18 protein-coding genes are annotated in these 18,982 nt (G+C 65.0%); 9 read left to right on the forward strand and 9 right to left on the reverse strand.

Going from position 1 to position 18,982, the window contains the following annotated elements; genetic code table 11:
- Positions 1-33 precede the first annotated feature (33 nt).
- The 5 genes from K663_RS19365 (at position 34) to K663_RS19385 (ending at position 6,550) form a co-directional block, all read left to right on the forward strand.
- A complete protein-coding gene (locus K663_RS19365; RefSeq protein ID WP_017501291.1) occupies positions 34-1,554 on the forward strand; it encodes an aldehyde dehydrogenase family protein in 1,521 nt (506 codons plus the stop codon).
- Between the two features lie 26 nt (positions 1,555-1,580).
- Entirely contained in the window at positions 1,581-2,606 is a 1,026-nt protein-coding gene (gene adhP, locus K663_RS19370) for an alcohol dehydrogenase AdhP (protein ID WP_044663293.1), read from the forward strand.
- A gap of 25 nt (positions 2,607-2,631) precedes the next feature.
- Positions 2,632-4,338, forward strand: a complete 1,707-nt coding sequence (locus K663_RS19375; RefSeq protein WP_044663294.1) for a copper resistance system multicopper oxidase — start codon at positions 2,632-2,634, stop codon at positions 4,336-4,338.
- Complete coding sequence (locus tag K663_RS19380; protein WP_170825659.1) at positions 4,335-5,321, forward strand: copper resistance protein B; 987 nt, start codon at positions 4,335-4,337, stop codon at positions 5,319-5,321. Before K663_RS19375 ends, K663_RS19380 begins: the two co-directional genes overlap by 4 nt.
- 83 nt (positions 5,322-5,404) lie before the next feature.
- Positions 5,405-6,550 carry an MFS transporter gene (locus tag K663_RS19385; protein ID WP_231735490.1) on the forward strand — a complete coding sequence of 382 codons (1,146 nt, stop codon included), beginning with the start codon at positions 5,405-5,407 and terminating at the stop codon, positions 6,548-6,550.
- A 181-nt stretch (positions 6,551-6,731) separates the two neighbouring features.
- Here K663_RS19385 and K663_RS19390 read toward each other — a convergent pair whose 3' ends face one another.
- From K663_RS19390 to K663_RS19430, 9 genes are all read right to left on the reverse strand, one after another.
- Complete coding sequence (locus K663_RS19390; RefSeq protein WP_037486787.1) at positions 6,732-7,136, reverse strand: response regulator; 405 nt, start codon at positions 7,134-7,136, stop codon at positions 6,732-6,734.
- Between the two features lie 83 nt (positions 7,137-7,219).
- A complete protein-coding gene (locus K663_RS19395; protein ID WP_062121691.1) occupies positions 7,220-7,840 on the reverse strand; it encodes a response regulator transcription factor in 621 nt (206 codons plus the stop codon).
- Positions 7,830-9,365, reverse strand: coding sequence for a PAS domain-containing sensor histidine kinase (locus K663_RS19400; protein WP_062121692.1), 1,536 nt, complete (start codon positions 9,363-9,365; stop codon positions 7,830-7,832). Before K663_RS19400 ends, K663_RS19395 begins: the two co-directional genes overlap by 11 nt.
- 58 nt (positions 9,366-9,423) lie before the next feature.
- On the reverse strand, positions 9,424-9,897 hold the full coding sequence (locus tag K663_RS19405) for a DUF305 domain-containing protein (RefSeq protein ID WP_013039091.1): 474 nt from the start codon (positions 9,895-9,897) through the stop codon (positions 9,424-9,426).
- Positions 9,898-9,987: 90 nt separating this feature from the next.
- Positions 9,988-11,106 carry a copper resistance protein B gene (locus tag K663_RS19410; RefSeq protein WP_030541627.1) on the reverse strand — a complete coding sequence of 373 codons (1,119 nt, stop codon included), beginning with the start codon at positions 11,104-11,106 and terminating at the stop codon, positions 9,988-9,990.
- The gene (locus K663_RS19415) at positions 11,106-13,031 is read right to left on the reverse strand and encodes a copper resistance system multicopper oxidase (RefSeq protein WP_044663296.1); all 1,926 of its coding nucleotides are present in this window, start codon (positions 13,029-13,031) and stop codon (positions 11,106-11,108) included. Before K663_RS19415 ends, K663_RS19410 begins: the two co-directional genes overlap by 1 nt.
- Positions 13,032-13,097: 66 nt before the next feature.
- Positions 13,098-13,664: an RNA polymerase sigma factor gene (locus tag K663_RS19420; protein WP_007683367.1), complete on the reverse strand. Its 567-nt coding sequence runs from the start codon at positions 13,662-13,664 to the stop codon at positions 13,098-13,100.
- Positions 13,661-14,101 (reverse strand): periplasmic heavy metal sensor, encoded by a 441-nt coding sequence (locus tag K663_RS19425; RefSeq protein WP_007683368.1) that lies wholly within the window; start codon positions 14,099-14,101, stop codon positions 13,661-13,663. The genes K663_RS19420 and K663_RS19425 overlap by 4 nt, the downstream gene beginning before the upstream one ends.
- Positions 14,101-14,373, reverse strand: coding sequence for a hypothetical protein (locus tag K663_RS19430; protein ID WP_004212738.1), 273 nt, complete (start codon positions 14,371-14,373; stop codon positions 14,101-14,103). The genes K663_RS19425 and K663_RS19430 overlap by 1 nt, the downstream gene beginning before the upstream one ends.
- Positions 14,374-14,506: 133 nt before the next feature.
- On the opposite strand from K663_RS19430, the gene copC reads away from it, so the two are divergent.
- The 4 genes from copC (at position 14,507) to cueR (ending at position 18,980) form a co-directional block, all read left to right on the forward strand.
- Complete coding sequence (copC, locus tag K663_RS19435) at positions 14,507-14,884, forward strand: copper homeostasis periplasmic binding protein CopC (protein WP_022684260.1); 378 nt, start codon at positions 14,507-14,509, stop codon at positions 14,882-14,884.
- Positions 14,885-14,888: 4 nt separating this feature from the next.
- Positions 14,889-15,833 (forward strand): copper homeostasis membrane protein CopD, encoded by a 945-nt coding sequence (copD, locus tag K663_RS19440; RefSeq protein WP_022684259.1) that lies wholly within the window; start codon positions 14,889-14,891, stop codon positions 15,831-15,833.
- A 394-nt stretch (positions 15,834-16,227) separates the two neighbouring features.
- Positions 16,228-18,585, forward strand: a complete 2,358-nt coding sequence (locus tag K663_RS19445) for a heavy metal translocating P-type ATPase (RefSeq protein WP_028056237.1) — start codon at positions 16,228-16,230, stop codon at positions 18,583-18,585.
- Complete coding sequence (cueR, locus tag K663_RS19450) at positions 18,582-18,980, forward strand: Cu(I)-responsive transcriptional regulator (protein WP_022684257.1); 399 nt, start codon at positions 18,582-18,584, stop codon at positions 18,978-18,980. Before K663_RS19445 ends, cueR begins: the two co-directional genes overlap by 4 nt.
- The last annotated feature ends 2 nt before the right edge of the window (positions 18,981-18,982 follow it).

Raw genomic sequence — 18,982 nt, forward strand, 5'->3', positions numbered from 1 at the left:
CCGTCAGGCCATCGATAGAGATGGAGTCAGGTAATGTTCGAGAAGGCGATCGGGACCATCAATGCGGCGGCCTCCTTCCGACACCGCTATGATAATTTCATCGGTGGTCGATGGAATGCTCCTGCGAGCGGCGAGTATTTCGCCGACAAGAGCCCGATCAATGGTGCCCAGATCGCAGAGTTCGCGCTGTCGACGCCGGAAGATGTCGAGCGCGCGCTCGATGCGGCGCACGCCGCCAAGGATCAATGGGCAAGAATCGCCCCCGCCGAGCGCGCCAGGATTCTCAATCGCGTCGCCGACCGGCTCGAGGATAATCTGGAGCTGCTGGCGCTTGCCGAGACGATCGACAATGGCAAGCCGATCCGCGAGACGCGTGCTGCCGACGTTCCGCTTGCGATCGACCATTTCCGCTACTTCGCCGGCTGCATCCGGGCGGAGGAAGGCGGCATCTCGACGATCGATGCGGACACCATCGCCTATCATTTCCGCGAGCCGCTCGGCGTCGTCGGCCAGATCATCCCGTGGAACTTCCCGCTGCTGATGGCGGCGTGGAAGATCGCGCCGGCGCTGGCGGCGGGCAACTGCACCGTCATCAAACCCGCATCCCAGACGCCGCTCACCTTGCTGATGTTCGCCGAGCTCACCGCCGACATCCTGCCGCCCGGCGTGCTCAATGTCGTCACCGGCCCGGGACGGACCGTTGGCCAGGCGATCGCCGCCAATCCGCGCATCGCCAAGGTCTCGTTCACCGGCGAGACCGTCACCGGCAAGCAGATCATGCACGCCGCGGCGGACCATCTGATCCCCCAGACGATGGAGCTTGGCGGCAAGTCGCCCAACATCTTCATGGCGGACGTGCTCGACGAGGACGATGCCTTCTTCGACAAGGCGCTCGAAGGCTTTACTTTGTTCGCCTTCAACAAGGGCGAGGTCTGTACCTGCCCGTCGCGCGCCCTGATCCATGAGTCGATCTTCGACCGCTTCATCGAGCGCGCCGTGGCGCGCGTCGCCGCGATCCGCCAGGGCGATCCGCTCGACCCGTCGGTCCAGGTCGGCGCGCAGGCGTCGGAGGACCAGCTCCACAAGATCCTGGGCTATATCGATATCGGCAAGGCCGAGGGCGCGCAGTGTCTGGTCGGTGGCGCCAGGGCGCTGCCGGGCGGTGCGCTCGACCAGGGCTATTTCGTGCAGCCGACCGTGTTCGTGGGTCAGAACCACATGCGCATCTTCCAGGAGGAGATCTTCGGTCCCGTCCTGTCGGTCACCACGTTCAAGACGGTCGAGGAGGCGATCGCACTTGCCAATGACACCGCCTACGGTCTTGGCGCGGGCGTCTGGACCCGGAGCGGCAACACCGCCTACCGGCTCGGCCGCGCGATCGAGGCCGGGCGGGTCTGGACCAACTGCTATCATCAGTACCCCGCCCATGCCGCCTTCGGCGGATACAAGGCATCGGGCTTCGGGCGTGAAAACCACCGGATGATGCTCGATCATTATCAGCAGACCAAGAATCTGCTCGTCTCCTATGACGAGCACGCGCTCGGCCTATTCTGACCCCCCGCTTAAAAGGAGAAACGGACATGGCGAAAACCATGAAGGCGGCGGTCGTCCGCGAATTTGGCAAGCCCCTGGTCATCGAGGACGCGCCGATCCCGACGGTCGGCCCCGGGCAGGTCCTGGTCAAGATTGCGGCAACCGGCGTGTGCCATACCGACCTGCACGCGGCAGAAGGGGACTGGCCGGTCAAGCCCAACCCGCCCTTCATTCCCGGCCATGAGGGCGTCGGGCATGTCGCCGCCGTTGGTGCCGGCGTCACCCATGTGAAGGAAGGCGACCGGGTCGGTGTGCCCTGGCTCTACACCGCCTGCGGGCACTGCGTGCATTGCCTGGGTGGCTGGGAGACGCTTTGCCACGAACAGCAGAACACCGGCTATTCGGTCAATGGCAGCTTTGCCGAATATGTCCTCGCCGATCCCAACTATGTTGGTCACCTTCCCGACAATGTCGACTTCCTCGACATTGCGCCGATCCTCTGCGCGGGCGTCACCGTCTACAAGGGACTGAAGGCCACCGAGGCCCGGCCCGGCGAGTGGGTGGTCGTCTCCGGCATTGGCGGGCTCGGCCACATGGCGGTGCAATATGCCCGTGCCATGGGTCTCAATGTGGCCGCGGTCGACATCGACGATAGCAAGCTCGACCTCGCTACACGCCTTGGCGCCACACTGACGGTCAACGCGCGCAGCGAGGACCCTTCGGCAGCGCTCAAGAAAGCCATTGGCGGCGCGCACGGGGCGCTGGTGACCGCCGTTTCGCCCAAGGCGTTCCAGCAGGCGCTCGGCATGGTCCGGCGCGGCGGCACGGTCGCGCTCAACGGCCTGCCGCCGGGCGACTTCCCGCTGTCGATCTTCGACACCGTGCTGAACGGCATTACCGTGCGCGGCTCGATCGTCGGCACGCGGCTCGATCTGCTCGAGGCACTGGCGTTCGCCGGCGAGGGCAAGGTCAAGGCCACGGTCCATGCAGACAAGCTGGAGAACATCAACGACGTCTTCTCCCGCATGCATCATGGCGACATCGAGGGCCGGATCGTCCTCGACCTCGCCTGAACCCGACTTCGCGAAAGTACAGTTCATGTCTCCCTTACATATCCGGCCGATCGCGCGGCGCCGTTTCGTCCAGGGGCTGGCGATCGGCGGCGCGGTCGCCGGTTTCGCCCCGGCGCTTCTCGCGCGATCCGCACCAACCTTGCCCGCTGAGCTGAGCGGGACCGAGTTCGACCTCGAGATCGCCGAGCTGCCGGTCAACTTCACCGGCAAACGCCGTATCGCGACCGCGGTGAACGGCAGCGTGCCCGCGCCGGTCCTGCGCCTGCGCGAAGGCGACACGGTCACGCTGCGCGTACGCAACGGCCTCAAGGAGATGTCGAGCATCCATTGGCACGGCATCATCGTGCCGGCGGAGATGGACGGCGTGCCCGGCATCAGCTTTGCCGGCATCGCGCCGGGCGAGACCTTCACCTATCGCTTCGAGGTCCGCCAGAGCGGAACCTACTGGTATCACGCTCACACGCTCGCCGAGCAGACGGGACTCTATGGAGCGATCATCGTGGAGCCAAAACAGGTGCCGACGGCGCGGGCGCCCGATCGCGACTATTGCATCGTGCTCAGCGACTGGTCGGACGAGCCGCCGTTGCAGATCTTCCTCAATCTCAAGAAGCAGAGCAGCTACTATAATTTTGCGCAGCCGACCGCCGGCGATTTCCTCAAGGATGTCGGCACCATGGGCTTGGGCAAGGCGCTCGAGCGGCGGCGGATGTGGAACAGCTCGCGGATGAACCCGACCGACTACAGCGATGTCTCTGCCGCGACCTACACCTATCTGATGAACGGCGCGCCGCCCGCCGGCAACTGGACCGGTATCGCCGCGCCCGGCGAGCGCGTGCGCCTGCGCTTCGTCGGCGCGGGGACGGCGACGTTCTTCGACGTGCGGATCCCCGGGGTCGAGCTGACGGTCGTATCGACCGACGGGCAGCCGGTCGAGCCGGTCACGGTCGAGGAATTCCGGATCGGCCCGGGCGAGACCTACGACGTCGAGTTCACCATGCCCGAGGGCGGCGCCCGCACCATCTTCGCGCAGGCGATCGATCGGAGCGGCTATGCGCGTGGCACGATCGCACCGGCCCCGGGCATGGCGGCAGCCGTGCCGCCGCTCGATGCCCGGACCTGGCTCGAGCCGGTCGACATGATGGGCGCGATGGCGACGATGGGCGCAATGGGAGGCGACGCGCATGCCGGGCACGGCATGACCGAGATGCCGGCCAGGGCACGGCACGCCCGCACCGAATATGGCGCCAATACCGACATGCGCGTCGACTATCCGCGCACCAATCTCGACGATCCCGGCGCCGGGCTGCGCGGGCGCGGCTGGCGCGTGCTGACGCTGGCCGATCTGCGCACGCCGGGCGGCGATCCCGACCCGCGCGAGCCCGAGCGCGACATCGAGCTGCATCTGACGGGCAATATGGAACGGTTCATCTGGTCGCTCGACGGCATCAAGCTCAACGATTCCAGGCCGCTCCATTTCAGGCCGAACGAGCGGCTGCGCGTCACCTTCGTCAACGACACGATGATGGCGCATCCGATGCATCTGCACGGCATGTGGAGCGATGTCGAAGGCCCGGACGGCGCCTTCCAGGTCCGCAAGCATACGGTGGTGGTCCAGCCCGCCCAACGGGTGAGCTTCCGCGTCACCGCCGACGCCATGGGCCGATGGGCCTTCCATTGCCATCTGCTCTATCACATGGCGGCCGGCATGTTCCGGGAGGTGGTGGTCGCATGATCCGGATTTTCCCCTCGCGCGGCATCGCTCTTGGCGCTGCCCTCTTCCTGGCGCCGGCGATCACGGCCCCCGCCCTCGCGCAGGATGCCTCGCCCCCGTCGCCCGCCACCACCCCTGCCCAAACGGCCACTCCCGCTCCGCACACTCCTTCCGCGCAAGGCTCTCAGGACCATGCGGGCATGGACATGCCGGGCATGGATATGACCGACACGAAGGCGTCCGGTAACGGCGCCACGATGGACATGGGCTCGATGCAGGGCGGCCAGGCCCCGCCGGACGCGCGCAACTCGGACGATTATGCCGACGGCTACCGCAACTCGACGCTGCCGGGCTATGAGATGGCCGACAAGCTCTCAATCCCCAAGATACTTGTCGATGAGCTTGAGTTCACCAGCGGCAACGAGGGTCAGGGCGTGGGCTGGACCGTGCTCGTCACCAAGGGTCAGGACAATGACAAGCTCTGGCTGCGCAGCCAGGGGCTCAAGAACTCCCGCGACCAACGTCTCGATCCGGAGAGCAGCGTCGAGGCGCTGTGGTGGCACAGCAAGAACCCGTTCTGGGGCACGCTGCTCGGGGTCAGGCAGGATCTCGGCAAGGGTGCGACCACCTGGCTGGCCGCCGGCGTCGAGGGACTGGCGCCCTATTGGTTCGACGTCCAGCTCACCGGCTATGTAGGAACCGATGGGCGTCTCGCGGCGCGCGCCAAGGCGTCCTATGAGGTCTTGTTCACCAATCGGTTGATCCTCACACCGCAGGTAGAGACCAATATCTATTCGAAGCGGTCGAGAGATCGGCAGCTTGGCAGCGGCTTCAGCAATGTCGAGCTGAGCGGACGGTTGCGCTACGAGGTGTCGCGCAAGTTCGCGCCCTATATCGGCTTCGTCTGGGAGCGTGCGTTCGATGGCACGGCGGGCTTCCGACGCCTGCGGGGCGAGGGGTCATCCGAACACCGGCTGGTGATCGGCTTGCGCGCTTGGTGGTGATACCGGCTCTCCGACGAACCGCTGACCCGCTTGTTCCCCAAGGCGAATCACACGATGGCAAGCGTGGTCAATCCTCCTTCATTGTGTTGCTGCTCGCGGCGGTGTCGGCCTCGGCAGGGCAGACGGCCATTCTCGCTTTCCTTCCGACCCTGGTCGACCCAAATCCCGGCGGGCTTTCCTCAGCGCATGATTTTCATGTCGCGAGCTTGACCGCCGTCCACCCGCTGGCAGCACTGGTGGCGGCACCGCTTTGGGGCTGGATTGCCGACCGGGTCGACTACCGCGTCATGTTGCGCACAGCGCTCATTATCCTCGCGATGGTGACTGCACCAGTTGGCCTCGTAGCTCTGCCGACTCTCTACGTTTTGCGCACGGTCGCGGGGATGGCGGCCGCCGCCATCATACCGCTTGCGCTGCTCAGTGCGAGTTTCGCCGCGGTCAGCCGTGGGGAGCAGGCGCGGCGTTTCACCTGGTTGACGGGGTCTGTATTTTTGGGAGACCTCGGCGGACCGCTTTTGGCGGAAGCCTCCGTTGCGATCATGCCCGGCGCGCCGCTCATGATCGTTGCTGCCAGCATCGGCACCGTCGCGGGGTCGCTTTGCCTTGTAAGCCTGCCAGGCCGCTGTGCGCACTGCCTCGACTCAGGAGATCCGCCGCCGCCGACAGTCTGCGCCACGGGAGTCCTATTACTCATCACGATCGCTGCGGGGGCCGGGCTTGCCGCTATGCACGTCAATCTCCTGATGACGCGCAGTGCGGTCTCGCTGAGCCGCGAGCAGATCGCCTGGATGCTCAGTCTTTGCGGATTCGGCATGCTGGCGGCGCAGATCTTTCATGCAAGGCTCGATTGGTTAGTGAAGGTTCCCGGGCGTCTTGCCGGATTGACGCTCGGTTTGCTGGCAGCGGCGCTCGTTGCCTTTCCACTCGCATCAAGCATAGCCGATATGAGCGTGTTCATCCTGGTCGCCGGTTGGAGCTCGGCGAGCCTGCGATTGGTCACAAGCTTCTGGATCAGCGGTTCTGCGGCGGCCTCAGGGGTGAGGCTTGGCCTCCAGCATTCGGCTGCCAGCATCGGGCAGGCACTGGCGCCCGTGGCGCTCGCTTTCGCCGCACCCGGCGCTCAGCCTCTCGTCCTCTGGAGCATTGCCGGCCTGTCGCTCCTGCTGCTTGTGGTCCTGCCACTAGCTTGGAAACGGCCCTCTTCAGGTGCTAATTCGTCAGGCGGATAAGGGGAGCGCGTAAATCGATATGAATCGTACCGTCCACCACTATCCAAGATGTGTTGCTGTGACAAATGAGCCCAGCCGCGGGCAAGGCCCTTGGGCGCAGCTGGGTTGGTTTCCTCTGGAAAAACGACGTGCTCGTGTCCCCACCTGGCCTCTTTAGCGTTGGCGGTCGGACGCGGTCCATTTACTCATTCGACGAGAGGCGTCTGTGACGGCCGATTGCCTCGAGGAGTAGACGGCTCCTTAGTGGTTTAGTGATCATGTGATCAAAGCCCGCGTCGGCAGCGCGGCGGGCGAGAACCTCGTCATGGAAGCCCGAAATCATGATGGAGCATCCGGACCAGCCCAGCGATCGGAGTTGGCGCAGGATCGAAAAGCCATCAATGTCCGGCATGCGATAATCAACAATCAGGCAATTGGCTCGCTTGGCACGCGAATCGGCCAAAAGCGCGCTACCACTTGTATAGCTACAGACGCAGTAGCCACGGGATCTAAGGAGAAGCTGAAGGGCACGCCGAACACCCGGGTCGTCGTCGGAGACGAGGATGGTGTAGCGCCCATCACCTTGTGTGTCAGAAAACGAAGACATCTCGCGCGACATGAGGACCTGTTGCATCACGGCAATGGCTCGCACGATGCGGCATCCTCGTCGCTACGTAGAGGGCGCAGTTATCACGTCTTGCGACCGAACCCGGCAGCAAAGGCGATCCTCAACGCCTCAGAGAGATTGCGGACCTCGAGCTTGGCCATGAGGCTGGCGCGGTGAACCTCGACCGTCCGGGATGAGCAACCCAGATCATAGGCGATCGTCTTGTTGGGCAAGCCGTTCGCCAATCCTTCCAGCACTTCCTGCTCGCGGGGGGTCAAGGCAGCAACCCGCACCTCGGCTTCCGACGATTCCAGCGCGCGAAGGTCGACATCGTCGAGACGAGCGAAAGCGCGCCTCACGGCCTCGAGCAGGGCAGCCTTCTCGAAGGGCTTTTCGAGAAAGTCAATCGCGCCGCCTTTCATAGCCTGCACAGCTACCGACACATCGCCGTGGCCGGTCAGGACGATGACCGGCATGTTGATCCCACGCGCAGCCATAGTGGTCTGGACTTGGAGACCGTCCATTTCAGGCATCCGCACATCCAAGATAACGCAGCCTACTTCAGCGGACTTCGCTGTCCTGAGAAATTCCACTCCGGAGGTGTAGGCGATGACATCATAGCCCGCGGTTTTGAGCCCGAAGCTTGCCGCCTTGCGGATGCTCTCCTCGTCGTCGACCAGATGAATGATGCGTCTATCCCCCATGTTCCTCCTCCGCCCGCGCGTGGATCAGCGTGAAGCGAAAGCACGTGCCGCCTCGGTCGGAGCGCTCCATCCAGATGCGGCCGCCATGTGCTTCGATGATCGTCCGGCAGATCGAGAGGCCAAGGCCCATGCCGTCGGCCTTCGTCGATGTGAACGCCATGAACAGTTGTTCGCGAATTTCTTCCGCGATCCCGGGGCCGGTATCCTCCACCGTAACCTCGACAAGGCCGTCGGCACGCAAACTCGTCGCGACTTTGAGGTCGCGGATCGATGATTCTGCCATGGCCTCAACGGCGTTGCGCATCAGGTTTACGAGCACCTGCTGGATCTGCACCCTGTCGATGAGGACCGGCGTGGCTGCGGGGTCGATTGCGAAGAAGCTACGGATGCCCCGCTCGCGCGCGCCGACCAGTGCCAGTTGGCTTGCCTCGGTGATGACTTGCGGCAGGTCGTGCAAACTCTTGTCGACCTCACCGCGTGCGACGAAGTCGCGGAGGCGCCGGACGATGTGGCCAGCGCGCAGCGTCTCCTGAGCGGCATCGTCCATTACGGACCGAAGAGAGACGAATGGCTCATCATCCTGGACAGCGAGCATGTCCCGAATGGTTTCGAGATAGAGCGCCACTGCGGCGAGCGGCTGATTGAGTTCATGAGCAAGCGTGGAGGCCATCGTACCCATCGCGCTCAACCGCGAGACATGAACCAACTCCGCTTGCAGTTCCTTGAGCCTGAGCTCATCCTGCTCCTTGGCGGTGAGATCCCGGATGAACCCTGTGAAAAGCCGCTGGCCCTCTTCACCGGCCTCGCCGACCGACAACTGCATCGGGAAGGTCGAGCCGTCGCGGCGCTGACCCACAACGACGCGGCCCAGACCGATGATCCGGCGCTCGCCCGTCTGCAGATAATGCGCGATGTATTCGTCGTGCCGGTCGCGGTCGGGCTGAGGCATAAGACAGGAGACATTTTGCCCGACGAGCTCGGCTTCCGAATAGCCGAACATGCGCTGGGCAGCAGCGCTGAACGAGGTGATGACGCCGGCCTCGTCGATTATTATCATTGCATCAGGTACGGTCGCCAGGATCGATTGCAGATGCTGCTCGCGCGTTTCGTTTGAAGCCCGGACCGCCGCCTCGTCGGTGACATCCCGGCTGATGCAGGCAAAGCCTCGATGGGCGTCGTCTTCGAACAGCGCAGTGATGGTCAATCGCGCAAGGTATTCCGAGCCGTTCTCGCAGACTCGCCAGGCTTCACGCTCCAGAGTGCCTTCGCGCAGAGCGGCGTCCAAGTCGGCGCGGGGCCGTCCTGCCGTTATCTCGTCTGGCGGGTAGAACAGGTCGTGGGGCTGTCCCAGAACGCGATCGAGCGGCCAGCATTCGGCACGCTCGCCTTCTTCATTATAGCTCAGCACGATCCCGGAAGGATCGAGCAGCGTCAGGACGTGGCCGCCAGCCTGTCGCAGGAACAGCGGCGCAAGCCGCGCTACGTCGCTTGCAATCTCGTCCGCCCCGCGCCTCGTGTCGACCATCGGCCGGCTCACATACCTGGCCGGGCGCACGTATCCGGGCGTAGCCCGACCGTGCCACTCAGCGCCGCGCGAGTATGGCCTTCATCTCGTCGATTTCCTGCCGCTGCGAGCGCTTGATCGATTCGCAAAGCCGGATGACTTCCGGATCGCTGAGCTTTGCTTCCTGGCACATCAGGATCGCCCCGGAATGGTGCGGGATCATCGAGCGCAGAAAGGCCGTGTCGCCGATCGTGGTCTGGGTGCGGATGAGTGCAAAGCTGCCGAAGAAGGCGACCAGCGACGCGGCGATCAGCGCGATGTTGGCGGCCTTCGACGCGAACATGTGCCGCATGGCGAGGATCATCAGCACCACCATCGGCGCGACCATCATCAGCGTCATGTAGAGCATGTTGAGGTTGTTGTAGAAGCTGTCGAGCCCGTCGATCATGACGAACATCACCAGATACATGATGACGCCGCTGATGACGGTCTGAACGGCAAGGCTCCAATAGGCGCCCATCTTCCGGGTGTTCATGTGGGACGAATGGTCCATGGCGTATCTCCTTCGCTCGGCGCCGGCCGACCTGGGTATGAGTGTAACGCCCCGCTCTCTTGTTCGCCCCCGCCATCAGCCGTCCTGATGCTAAAACCAGAAGCGAACGCCGGCGACGAAGCTGGTGGCATGGACGTCCTCGCCCGCAAGCCTCGACAGCCGCGCCGTGTCTCCGGCTTTGCGCAGATAGGAAACGCCGATGTAAGGCGCGAACTGGCGGCTGAATTCGTAGCGCAGGCGCGCGCCGAGCTCTATGTTGACCAGCCCCGAACCGATGTCGTTCTCCGGAATATCCTGTGCGGCGAAATTGACCTCGGCGCGCGGCTGGAGGATCAGGCGCTGGGTGATGCGCTGGTCGTAATAGCCCTCGACCCGGCCCAGAACATCGCCCTTGGTCGAGAGGAACAGCGCGCCTTCGACCTCGAACATGCCAGGAGCCAGGCCCTCGACGCCGATCGTCGCGTAGGTGCGGTCGGGCCCGCGGCCGAAGTCCTGGCGGATACCGCCCTGAAGATTGAAATAGGGGTCGATGGCCCGGCTGTAGAGCACCTGCACCTCGGCGCTGTCGATGCCGCGGCCGAACTCGCCTTCGCCCTCGCTCTTGAGCCAGAGCCGGTTGATGTCGCCGCCGTAAAAGCCTTCGCCATCCCAGCGATAGCCATCGCGGCCGCTATGCGCCTGATACTCGAACAGGTTGAGCAGCATTTGCCCGAAATTGTTGCCGCCGCTATCCTTCATCATGATGTCGCGCGAGCGCGCCATCTCGCCGCCGGGAAAATCACGATCGGCGAAGTGGTCGCTTGGGGGAGGCGGCGGGGGCGCATTGCCGGCCGGAAGCGCCGTGCCGGTCATTTGCATGCCGGGCATGGCGGGCATTCCCGGCATCGTTGTCTGGCCATGCTGCGAATGGTCCATACCCGGCATCTCCGGCATCGCGGGAGACGCGGGTTGCGGCTGACCGGCCGCATCTCCCTGCGGCGCAGGACTGGCCTGGTGCTGCGAATGGTCCATCGCCGAGGTGGCGTCCGGCGCTGGTGTCTGAGCGCGCGGCCTGGCGGCGGCCTTGTCCTTCTTCTTCTCCTGCGCCGGCGCCACTTCGCCCGGCGGCGCCATGCCGGGCATGCCGTGCATCGAATGATCCTGGGCAAAGGCGGGCGCGGCAGCGAAAAGGGCGATCGCGCTCACCAGCGGCGTGAGGATGCGGGTCATTACGCGTCTCCCTTCGGACGGACGCTCACGACCCGCATCATCCCTGCATGCATGTGGTAGAGGAGATGACAGTGGAAGGCCCAGTCGCCGACCGCGTCGGCGGTGAAGTCCCAGGTCACCTTGCCGCCGGGCTGGACGATCACCGTATGCTTGCGCGGCGCATGATCGCCATGCCCCGTCACCAGCTCGAAAAAATGCCCGTGAATATGGATCGGATGCCCCATCATCGTGTCGTTGATGAGATTGACGCGCACCCGCTCGCCTTCGATGAAGGGGATCGGCTCGTGATGGTCCGACATTTTTTCGCCGTCGAACGACCACATGAACCGCTCCATGTTGCCGGTGAGGTGAATGTCGATGCTGCGGCTCGGCGCGCGCACGTCCGGATTGCGATCGAGCGCCATCAGGTCCCTGTAGACAAGCACCTTGTGGCCGACGTCGGCGAGGCCCTGGCCGGGCTCGCCGGTGCGGTCTACGGGCATCGGCGAGATGGTCTGGACGCTCGGGTCGCGCTTCACCTGCGGCGCGTTCGAGAAGTCGCGCATCTTCATCGAGCCCATCGCGTGCCCGCCATGATCCATGCCCGCCATCTGGCCATCGGCGCCCATCGCGCCGTGGTCCATGCCGGCCATCGATCCATGATCCATCCCCGAATGATCCATGCCTGCCATGGCGCTATTGTCCATGGTCGCCATCGCTGCCGCCGCGCCGGTCGCGAGGCGCGCGGACGCGTTCTTCTCGGCCGTCGGATCGACGCCCCGCATAGCGCCGCCCGACATGTCCATGCCTTCCATGCCCGGCATCGAGGACATGTCCATGCCCATGTCCTTCATGTCGGCGAGCGGCCGTTTGCGTAAGGGGGGAACCTCGCCGGCCATGCCGGCGCGCGGCGCGAGCGTGGCACGCGCCATGCCCGAGCGGTCGATCGCCTCGCCGACAAGGGTGTAGGCCTTGTCATCGCCTGGGCTGACAACGACGTCGTAGGTCTCGGCAACACCAATCTGGAACTCGTCGACGGTGACCGGCACCACATTCTGCCCGTCGGCCTGGACGATGGTCAGCGGCAGGCCGGGGATGCGGACGTTGAAGGTGGTCATCGCCGACGCATTGATGACCCGCAGCCGCACCCGTTCGCCCGGGGTGAAGAGCGCGGTCCAGTTGTCCATCGGACCATGGCCGTTGACGAGATAGGTGTAGGTGGATCCGGTCACATCGGAGATGTCGGCCGGGTCCATCCGCATCTGGCCCCAGTCGAGCCGGTCTTTGAGCGGCTGATCCTTGCCCGACAGGAGCCCGGCCAGGGTCTGGCGCTGGAAATTGAAATGGCCGGGGTTGACCTTGAGGCGCCGGAAGATCGCCTGCGGCGAGAGCGCGCTGTGATCGGCGAGCACGATGACATGCTCGCGGTCATAGGCGACCGGATCGGCACCGGCGGGATCGATGATGATCGGGCCGTAATGGCCTTCCTGTTCCTGCAGGCCTGAATGGCTGTGGTACCAGTAGGTGCCGCTTTGCACGACGGAGAACTGGTAGAGGTAGTTCGAGCCCGGCTTGATGCCCGGAAAAGACACGCCCGGCACACCGTCCATATTGGCCGGCAGGATCAGCCCGTGCCAGTGGATCGAGCTGTCCTCCTCCAGCTGATTGACGACGTTGAGCCGCACGCGCTGGCCCTCGCGCAGCCGGATCAGCGGGGCGGGGACCGTGCCGTTGAGGCCGATTGCCCGGAACTTGCGCCCGTCGATGGTCATCGACTGCCGGGCGATGGTGAGCGTGATGTCTTCGCCCGCCACGGTCGGCAGCGTCGGGCGCATCCCCGGCGAGATCGTCTGCGCCCAGGCCGGCAGCCAGGCTGACAGTGCGGCGCCACCACCGGCGAGGGCCGCTCCGCGAAGGAACTGGCGGCGGTCGAGAGCAGATATCATTCGGTTGTCTCAGCTTTAAGAAAGAGGGCGGACCTATTGGGAATACGCAGCATGGCCTCATCCCCCTCAAACTTTCTTTAATATTTCCGAAAGGCGTGCCCTAGCTCGATAGAGGCGCGTTTCGACCGCCTTCTGGCTGATCCCGAGAATTTCGGCGGTTTCAGCTTCCGATTTCTCGTCGATCGTACGCAAAATAAGCGTGTCCTTGAGGGAAGACGGCAGGGCAGCAATCGCTTTCATTGCTTGCGCGAGCTGCTGTTCGGCCCCGATCGCCTGATCGGGCAGCGGTGCGTCGTCGGCGACGCCGTCCGCCTCGCCGAGCGGTAGGGCTAGGGCAAAGAAATTTCGAACCGCTCGCCGACGCCGCCAGTCATGGCATTTGTTGATGACAATCCGGGACATCCAGACCTGGAAGGGTCGGGTTACGTCATAGCGGTTGAGTGCGGCAAAGGCCGCGACGAAGCTCGCCTGGGTGACATCCAATGCCTCATCCATAGATCCGACATGGCTGCGCACGAGCCGGTGAACCCAACCTTGATGCCGGCGGACCAGCTCGCCATAGGCCGCTTGCCGGCCTCCAAGCGCCAGAGCCGCGAGCTCCCCGTCCGAGCAGTCGGGGAGGCACGCGGTCATTCGGATTTGGCCGTCAGCGCTTTCACCACGGCGTCGTCGAATTTGTCCGTCTGATCCGGGCGCAGCACGGCCCGCATCGCGAAGATATGCTCAAGTGTTTCTTTCTGCAGCGCGCCCATGGCCTGGTGCGAGCGATCCACCGCAGTTGCGACTTGCGGGCCATAGCCATGCTCCGCTTCGATCGCTTCCGCGAGACGCGCATTGTCGGCGCGCAATTCGGCCTCCAGCGCTTGACGCCGGATCGCGTAGTTCTTCTCGATTGTCTCGAGTCGGCTGTGTTGCGCTGAATTCAGCTTCAGATCGCGATGGAGCAGCTCGTGCAGCTCATTTTCGACCGGGCGCACTGGAACCACATAGACGCGGCCAATGACAACGCCAGCGATCGCCGCGGCGAAGGTCACCAGGACGAGGAGCAGGAGCCGGCGGCGGTCGCGCATCACTGCGAGCTCAGCAGCGTCGAGGGCGCAAGCGCGAGCCGAGCATCGAAGGGCGATAGCGGTTTGGCATCAGCAGACCGTGTCGGAACTGCCGAGCCGGCAATTCCGATGAACAGCGCGGTTGCGGCCGCGATGCCGAACGTCATAGCGCCAAGGCTTGGTATGGCCCGGATGCGCGCTATTTCCGCCATGACCCGGCTTTCCAGGCCGCCGAGCCTGGGATCGAGAGGCGCATCGCGCAACCGCGAGAGCAGGTGGTCAAGTTCATCCATGGTGCTTCTCCGTCTTCATCCTTCAATACGCACGATGGTCCAGGAACCCTTGCTGTAGATTGAAAAGAATAATTGCGAGGGGTGGGGGCTCGGGCTGCGTATTGTCTCATGGGATCTACAGGAGAATGTTCCAATGCGTTTCTTTTCGCCTCTCGCAGTTATCGCCGCCGTCGGCCTGAGTGTTTCTGCTCCGGCCTACGCGCATCCCAAGCTTGTGTCCTCGACGCCCGCCGCGAACGCCAGCGTCTCGGCGCCTTCGCGTATCACGCTCACCTTCAGTGAAGGTCTGATGCCGAAGCTGTCGGGCGCCGAGATCGTGATGACCGGCATGCCCGGCATGCCCAACCACCGCATGGCGGTTACCGGCTTCAAGACGGCCGTCGAAGGCGGCAAGACGCTCGTGCTGGCGCTCGACAAGCCGCTCATGGCAGGCAGCTATCAGGTCGCCTGGCACGTCGTCTCGACCGACACGCACCGCATCCAGGGAAATCTCGCCTTTACCGTCAAGTGAAGCCATGAACGACGTGGCACTCGTCGCCGTCCGCTGGGCACTCTACGTCGATCTCGGCCTGCTGTTCGGCCTGCCGCTGTTCGCGCTCTATGCGCCTGGCGGCGGCCGGATCGTTCAGCGGCATATGCCGATGGCGGCAATGGTGGCCTGTCTCGCCTGTCTCGCCCTCTTGCTGTCGGCGCTGGGGTTCGCGTTGCAGGCTGCGGCCATGACCGGCCTGCCGCTCACCCAGCCTGATCTATCCATGGTCGCAGACCTCATCAACGGCACGTCCATGGGAACGGCGCTGAAGGCGCGTCTTGTCGCGCTTCTTGTTCTTCTGCTCTGCATCCCCTTCTATCGCCGGCAATCCCGTCCTGTCTTTATCGCGTCCACTCTGGCAGGCGCGGTCGCGCTCGCGACCCTCGCCTGGAGCGGGCATGGCGCGGCCGGCGAAGGCGAGGCGGGCTGGCTGCAACTGGGGGCCGATCTCATCCATCTGCTCGCCGCGGGCGCCTGGGTCGGCGCGCTTGCCGCATTCCTTGCGCTGGTTCTTACCAGGCTCGCAACCGATGATCTCGCCACTGAAGACATGGACCGGGTCATGCTCGCCGAGGAAGCGCTGCGGGGCTTCTCCCTCGTCGGCACGATCATCGTCGCCCTGCTGATCCTGACCGGGACGGTGAACGGCTGGTTCCTGGTCGGCCCGGGCAACATCGCGTCTCTCGGGCAGTCGACCTACGGCCTGCTGCTCATCGCCAAGCTGCTGCTCTTCGCCGGCATGCTGGGCCTGGCCGCGCTCAACCGTTACCGCCTGACCCCGGCACTGGCGCAGGCGATCGAGGAAGAGGACGCGCCCCGGGCGCAGGCGCTGTTGCGGGCGAGCCTCGTCGTCGAAGGCGGTCTTGCGATCGTCATTCTCGGGCTGGTCGCCTGGCTGGGGACACTGTCGCCACCCATGTCGATGTAGTTTATCGTTTCGAACGCCTCGCGTTGGGAGAAGCCAATGCAATCGTACACCCCGCCGCGCGGGACTGGATCGACGAAAGACTATGATCGCGCGATCCGCCTGTGGGCGCGGGAGAAGCGGTGGCGTGCCGCCATGCTTGCCATGCTGCGCCCGGATTGGCGCCTGGTAATCGCCGATTATGGCCGCCAGCACGGGTCTCATGCGGCTCGCCTTCCGCCTGACCGTGCAGCGGCTCGATGGCATCGACGATACCCAGCCCAATGCCGACGGCGTGCTCCCCGGCCTGATGGCGGCCAAGCGAACGGGCCCGCCGATTTGGCCGCTTAGGCGATTACGTATTGACCCTGACACGGTGTCAGACCCTAGATCGTCAGGCGTCGAAAGGAGCGAGGCGATGAACGAGACACATGGAGCGGCGCATGGCGGCGGTTGCTGCGGCGGCCACGGCACCGCTAAAGCGGCGACCGGCGTCAAGGACCCGGTCTGCGGCATGACCGTCGACCCGGCGACCACGGCGCATCACGCCGAGCATAGCGGTGAAAGCTATCATTTCTGCAGCGCGGGCTGCCGGACCAAATTCATCGCCGATCCCGAGCGCTATCTCGGCCCGCCGACGCCGCCGGTCGCGGCGCCCGAAGGCACGATCTGGACCTGCCCGATGCATCCCGAGATCCGCCAGGACCATCCCGGGTCCTGTCCGATCTGCGGCATGGCGCTCGAACCCGCGACCGTGACCGCCGACAGCGGCCCCAGCCACGAGCTAGTCGATTTCACGCGGCGCTTCTGGGTCGGCCTCGTGCTGGCTCTCCCGGTGCTGATCCTCGAGATGGGCGCGCATGTCTTTCCCGCGATCCATCGCCTCGTGCCGATGTCTATCTCGGTATGGATCCAGTTCGTGCTGGCGACACCCGTCGTGCTGTGGGCGGGCTGGCCGTTCTTCGAGCGTGGCTGGGCCTCGCTCAAGACCCGCAACTTCAACATGTTCACCCTGATCGCGATGGGGACCGGGGTCGCCTGGATCTACAGCGTCATCGCGACGCTCGCGCCTCAGCTGTTCCCGCCGGCCTTCCGCGGCGAGGACGGCATGGTTGCCGTCTATTTCGAGGCGGCCGCGGTGATCACCGTCCTCGTGCTGCTCGGCCAGATGCTCGAACTGCGCGCGCGGGAACGCACCTCGGGCGCGATCAAGGCGCTGCTCAACCTTGCACCAAAGACCGCGCGCCGGATCGGTTCTGATGGGAACGAAGAGGAAATCAGCCTTGATCTGGTTGCGGTGGGCGACCGCCTGCGGGTGCGGCCGGGCGAGAAGGTGCCGGTCGACGGCGTAGTCGAGGACGGCCGCTCCTCGCTCGACGAGTCGATGGTCACCGGCGAATCCATGCCCGTCACCAAGGCAAAGGCCGACACAGTGATCGGCGGCACGCTCAACCAGACCGGTGCGCTGGTGATCGTCGCCGACAAGGTCGGCCGCGATACCATGCTCGCACGCATCGTCCAGATGGTCGCTGAGGCGCAGCGCTCGCGCGCGCCGATCCAGCGCATGGCCGATCAGGTGTCGGGCTGGTTTGTGCCCGTGGTCATCGCGGTCGCGGCCGTCGCGTTCATCGCCTGGGGCATCTGGGGTCCCGAGCCGCGCTTCGCCTATGGGCTGGTGGCGGCGGTCGCCGTGCTGATCATCGCCTGTCCCTGCGCACTGGGGCTGGCAACGCCGATGTCGATCATGGTCGGGGTCGGCCGCGGCGCCGGGCTCGGTGTCCTCATCAAAAATGCCGAAGCACTCGAGCATATGGAGAAGGTCGACACTCTCGTCGTCGACAAGACAGGCACGCTGACCGAAGGCCGGCCTGCCGTCACCCAGGTCGTGCCGGCGCCCGGCTTCGACGAAGCCGAGCTGCTGCGTCTTGCCGCCTCGGTCGAGCGGGCGTCCGAGCATCCGCTCGCGCTGGCGATCGTCGAGGCCGCCAAGGATCGCGGCATCGCCACGAGCGACGTCACCGACTTCGACTCGCCGACCGGGCGCGGCGCGCTCGGCACTGTCGATGGCTGCAGGATCGTTCTCGGCAACGCGCGGTTCCTCGGTGACGAGGGCGTCGCCACCGAGGCGCTCGCCGACCAGGCCGACGCGCTGCGCCGGGATGGCGCCACCGCGATCTTCATCGGGGTCGACGGCACAGTCGGCGGCGCCTTCGCGATCGCCGATCCGGTGAAGGCCACGACACCAGAAGCGCTCGCCACGCTCAAGGCGGAGGGCATTCGCGTGGTCATGCTGACAGGCGACAACCGCACGACGGCGGAAGCGGTCGCCCGGCGTCTGGGCATCGACGAGGTGGAGGCCGAGGTGCTGCCCGATCAGAAGAGCGCCGTGGTCGCGAAGTTCAAGCGCGAGGGGCGGGTGGTCGCCATGGCCGGCGACGGTGTCAACGACGCCCCCGCGTTGGCCGCCGCCGACGTCGGCATCGCCATGGGTTCCGGCACCGACGTCGCGATCGAGAGCGCTGGCGTCACGCTGCTCAAGGGCGACCTGACTGGCATCGTCCGGGCGCGGCGGCTCAGCCAAGCGACCATGTCGAACATCCGCCAGAATCTCGTCTTCGCCTTCATCTACAATGTCGCGGGCGTGCCCGTAGCGGCGGGTGCGCTCTATCCGCTGTTCGGTATTCTGCTCTCGCCCATTATCGCGGCGGCGGCGATGGCGCTCTCTTCGGTGAGCGTGGTCACCAACGCGCTGCGCCTCAACCGGAAAGCACTGTGAACATCGGCGAGACGTCACGGCAGAGCGGCGTCTCTGAGCGGATGATCCGCCATTATGAAAAGATCGGCCTCATCCCGGCGCCGGCGCGTCGGGGTGCTGGCTATCGTGACTATGGCGAGCGCGACCTCCATCGCCTCCGGTTTATCGCCAATGCCCGCGATCTCGGCTTCCCGATCGAGGAGATCCGCACGTTGCTCAGCCTTTGGGCCGATACCGGCCGTGCCAGCGCGGAGGTGAAGCGGCTTGCCCTTGCCCGCGCCGATGAGTTTCAGCGCAAAGCCGAGGCGTTGACGGCGCTGCGCGACACGCTAATCGACCTGGCCGAGCGCTGCCAAGGCGACGAGCGGCCGGATTGTCCGATCATCGCCGAACTGGCCGCGGCCCGATCCGCATAGCA

The organism is Sphingobium sp. MI1205, from assembly GCF_001563285.1.
Taxonomy (GTDB): Bacteria; Pseudomonadota; Alphaproteobacteria; order Sphingomonadales; family Sphingomonadaceae; genus Sphingobium.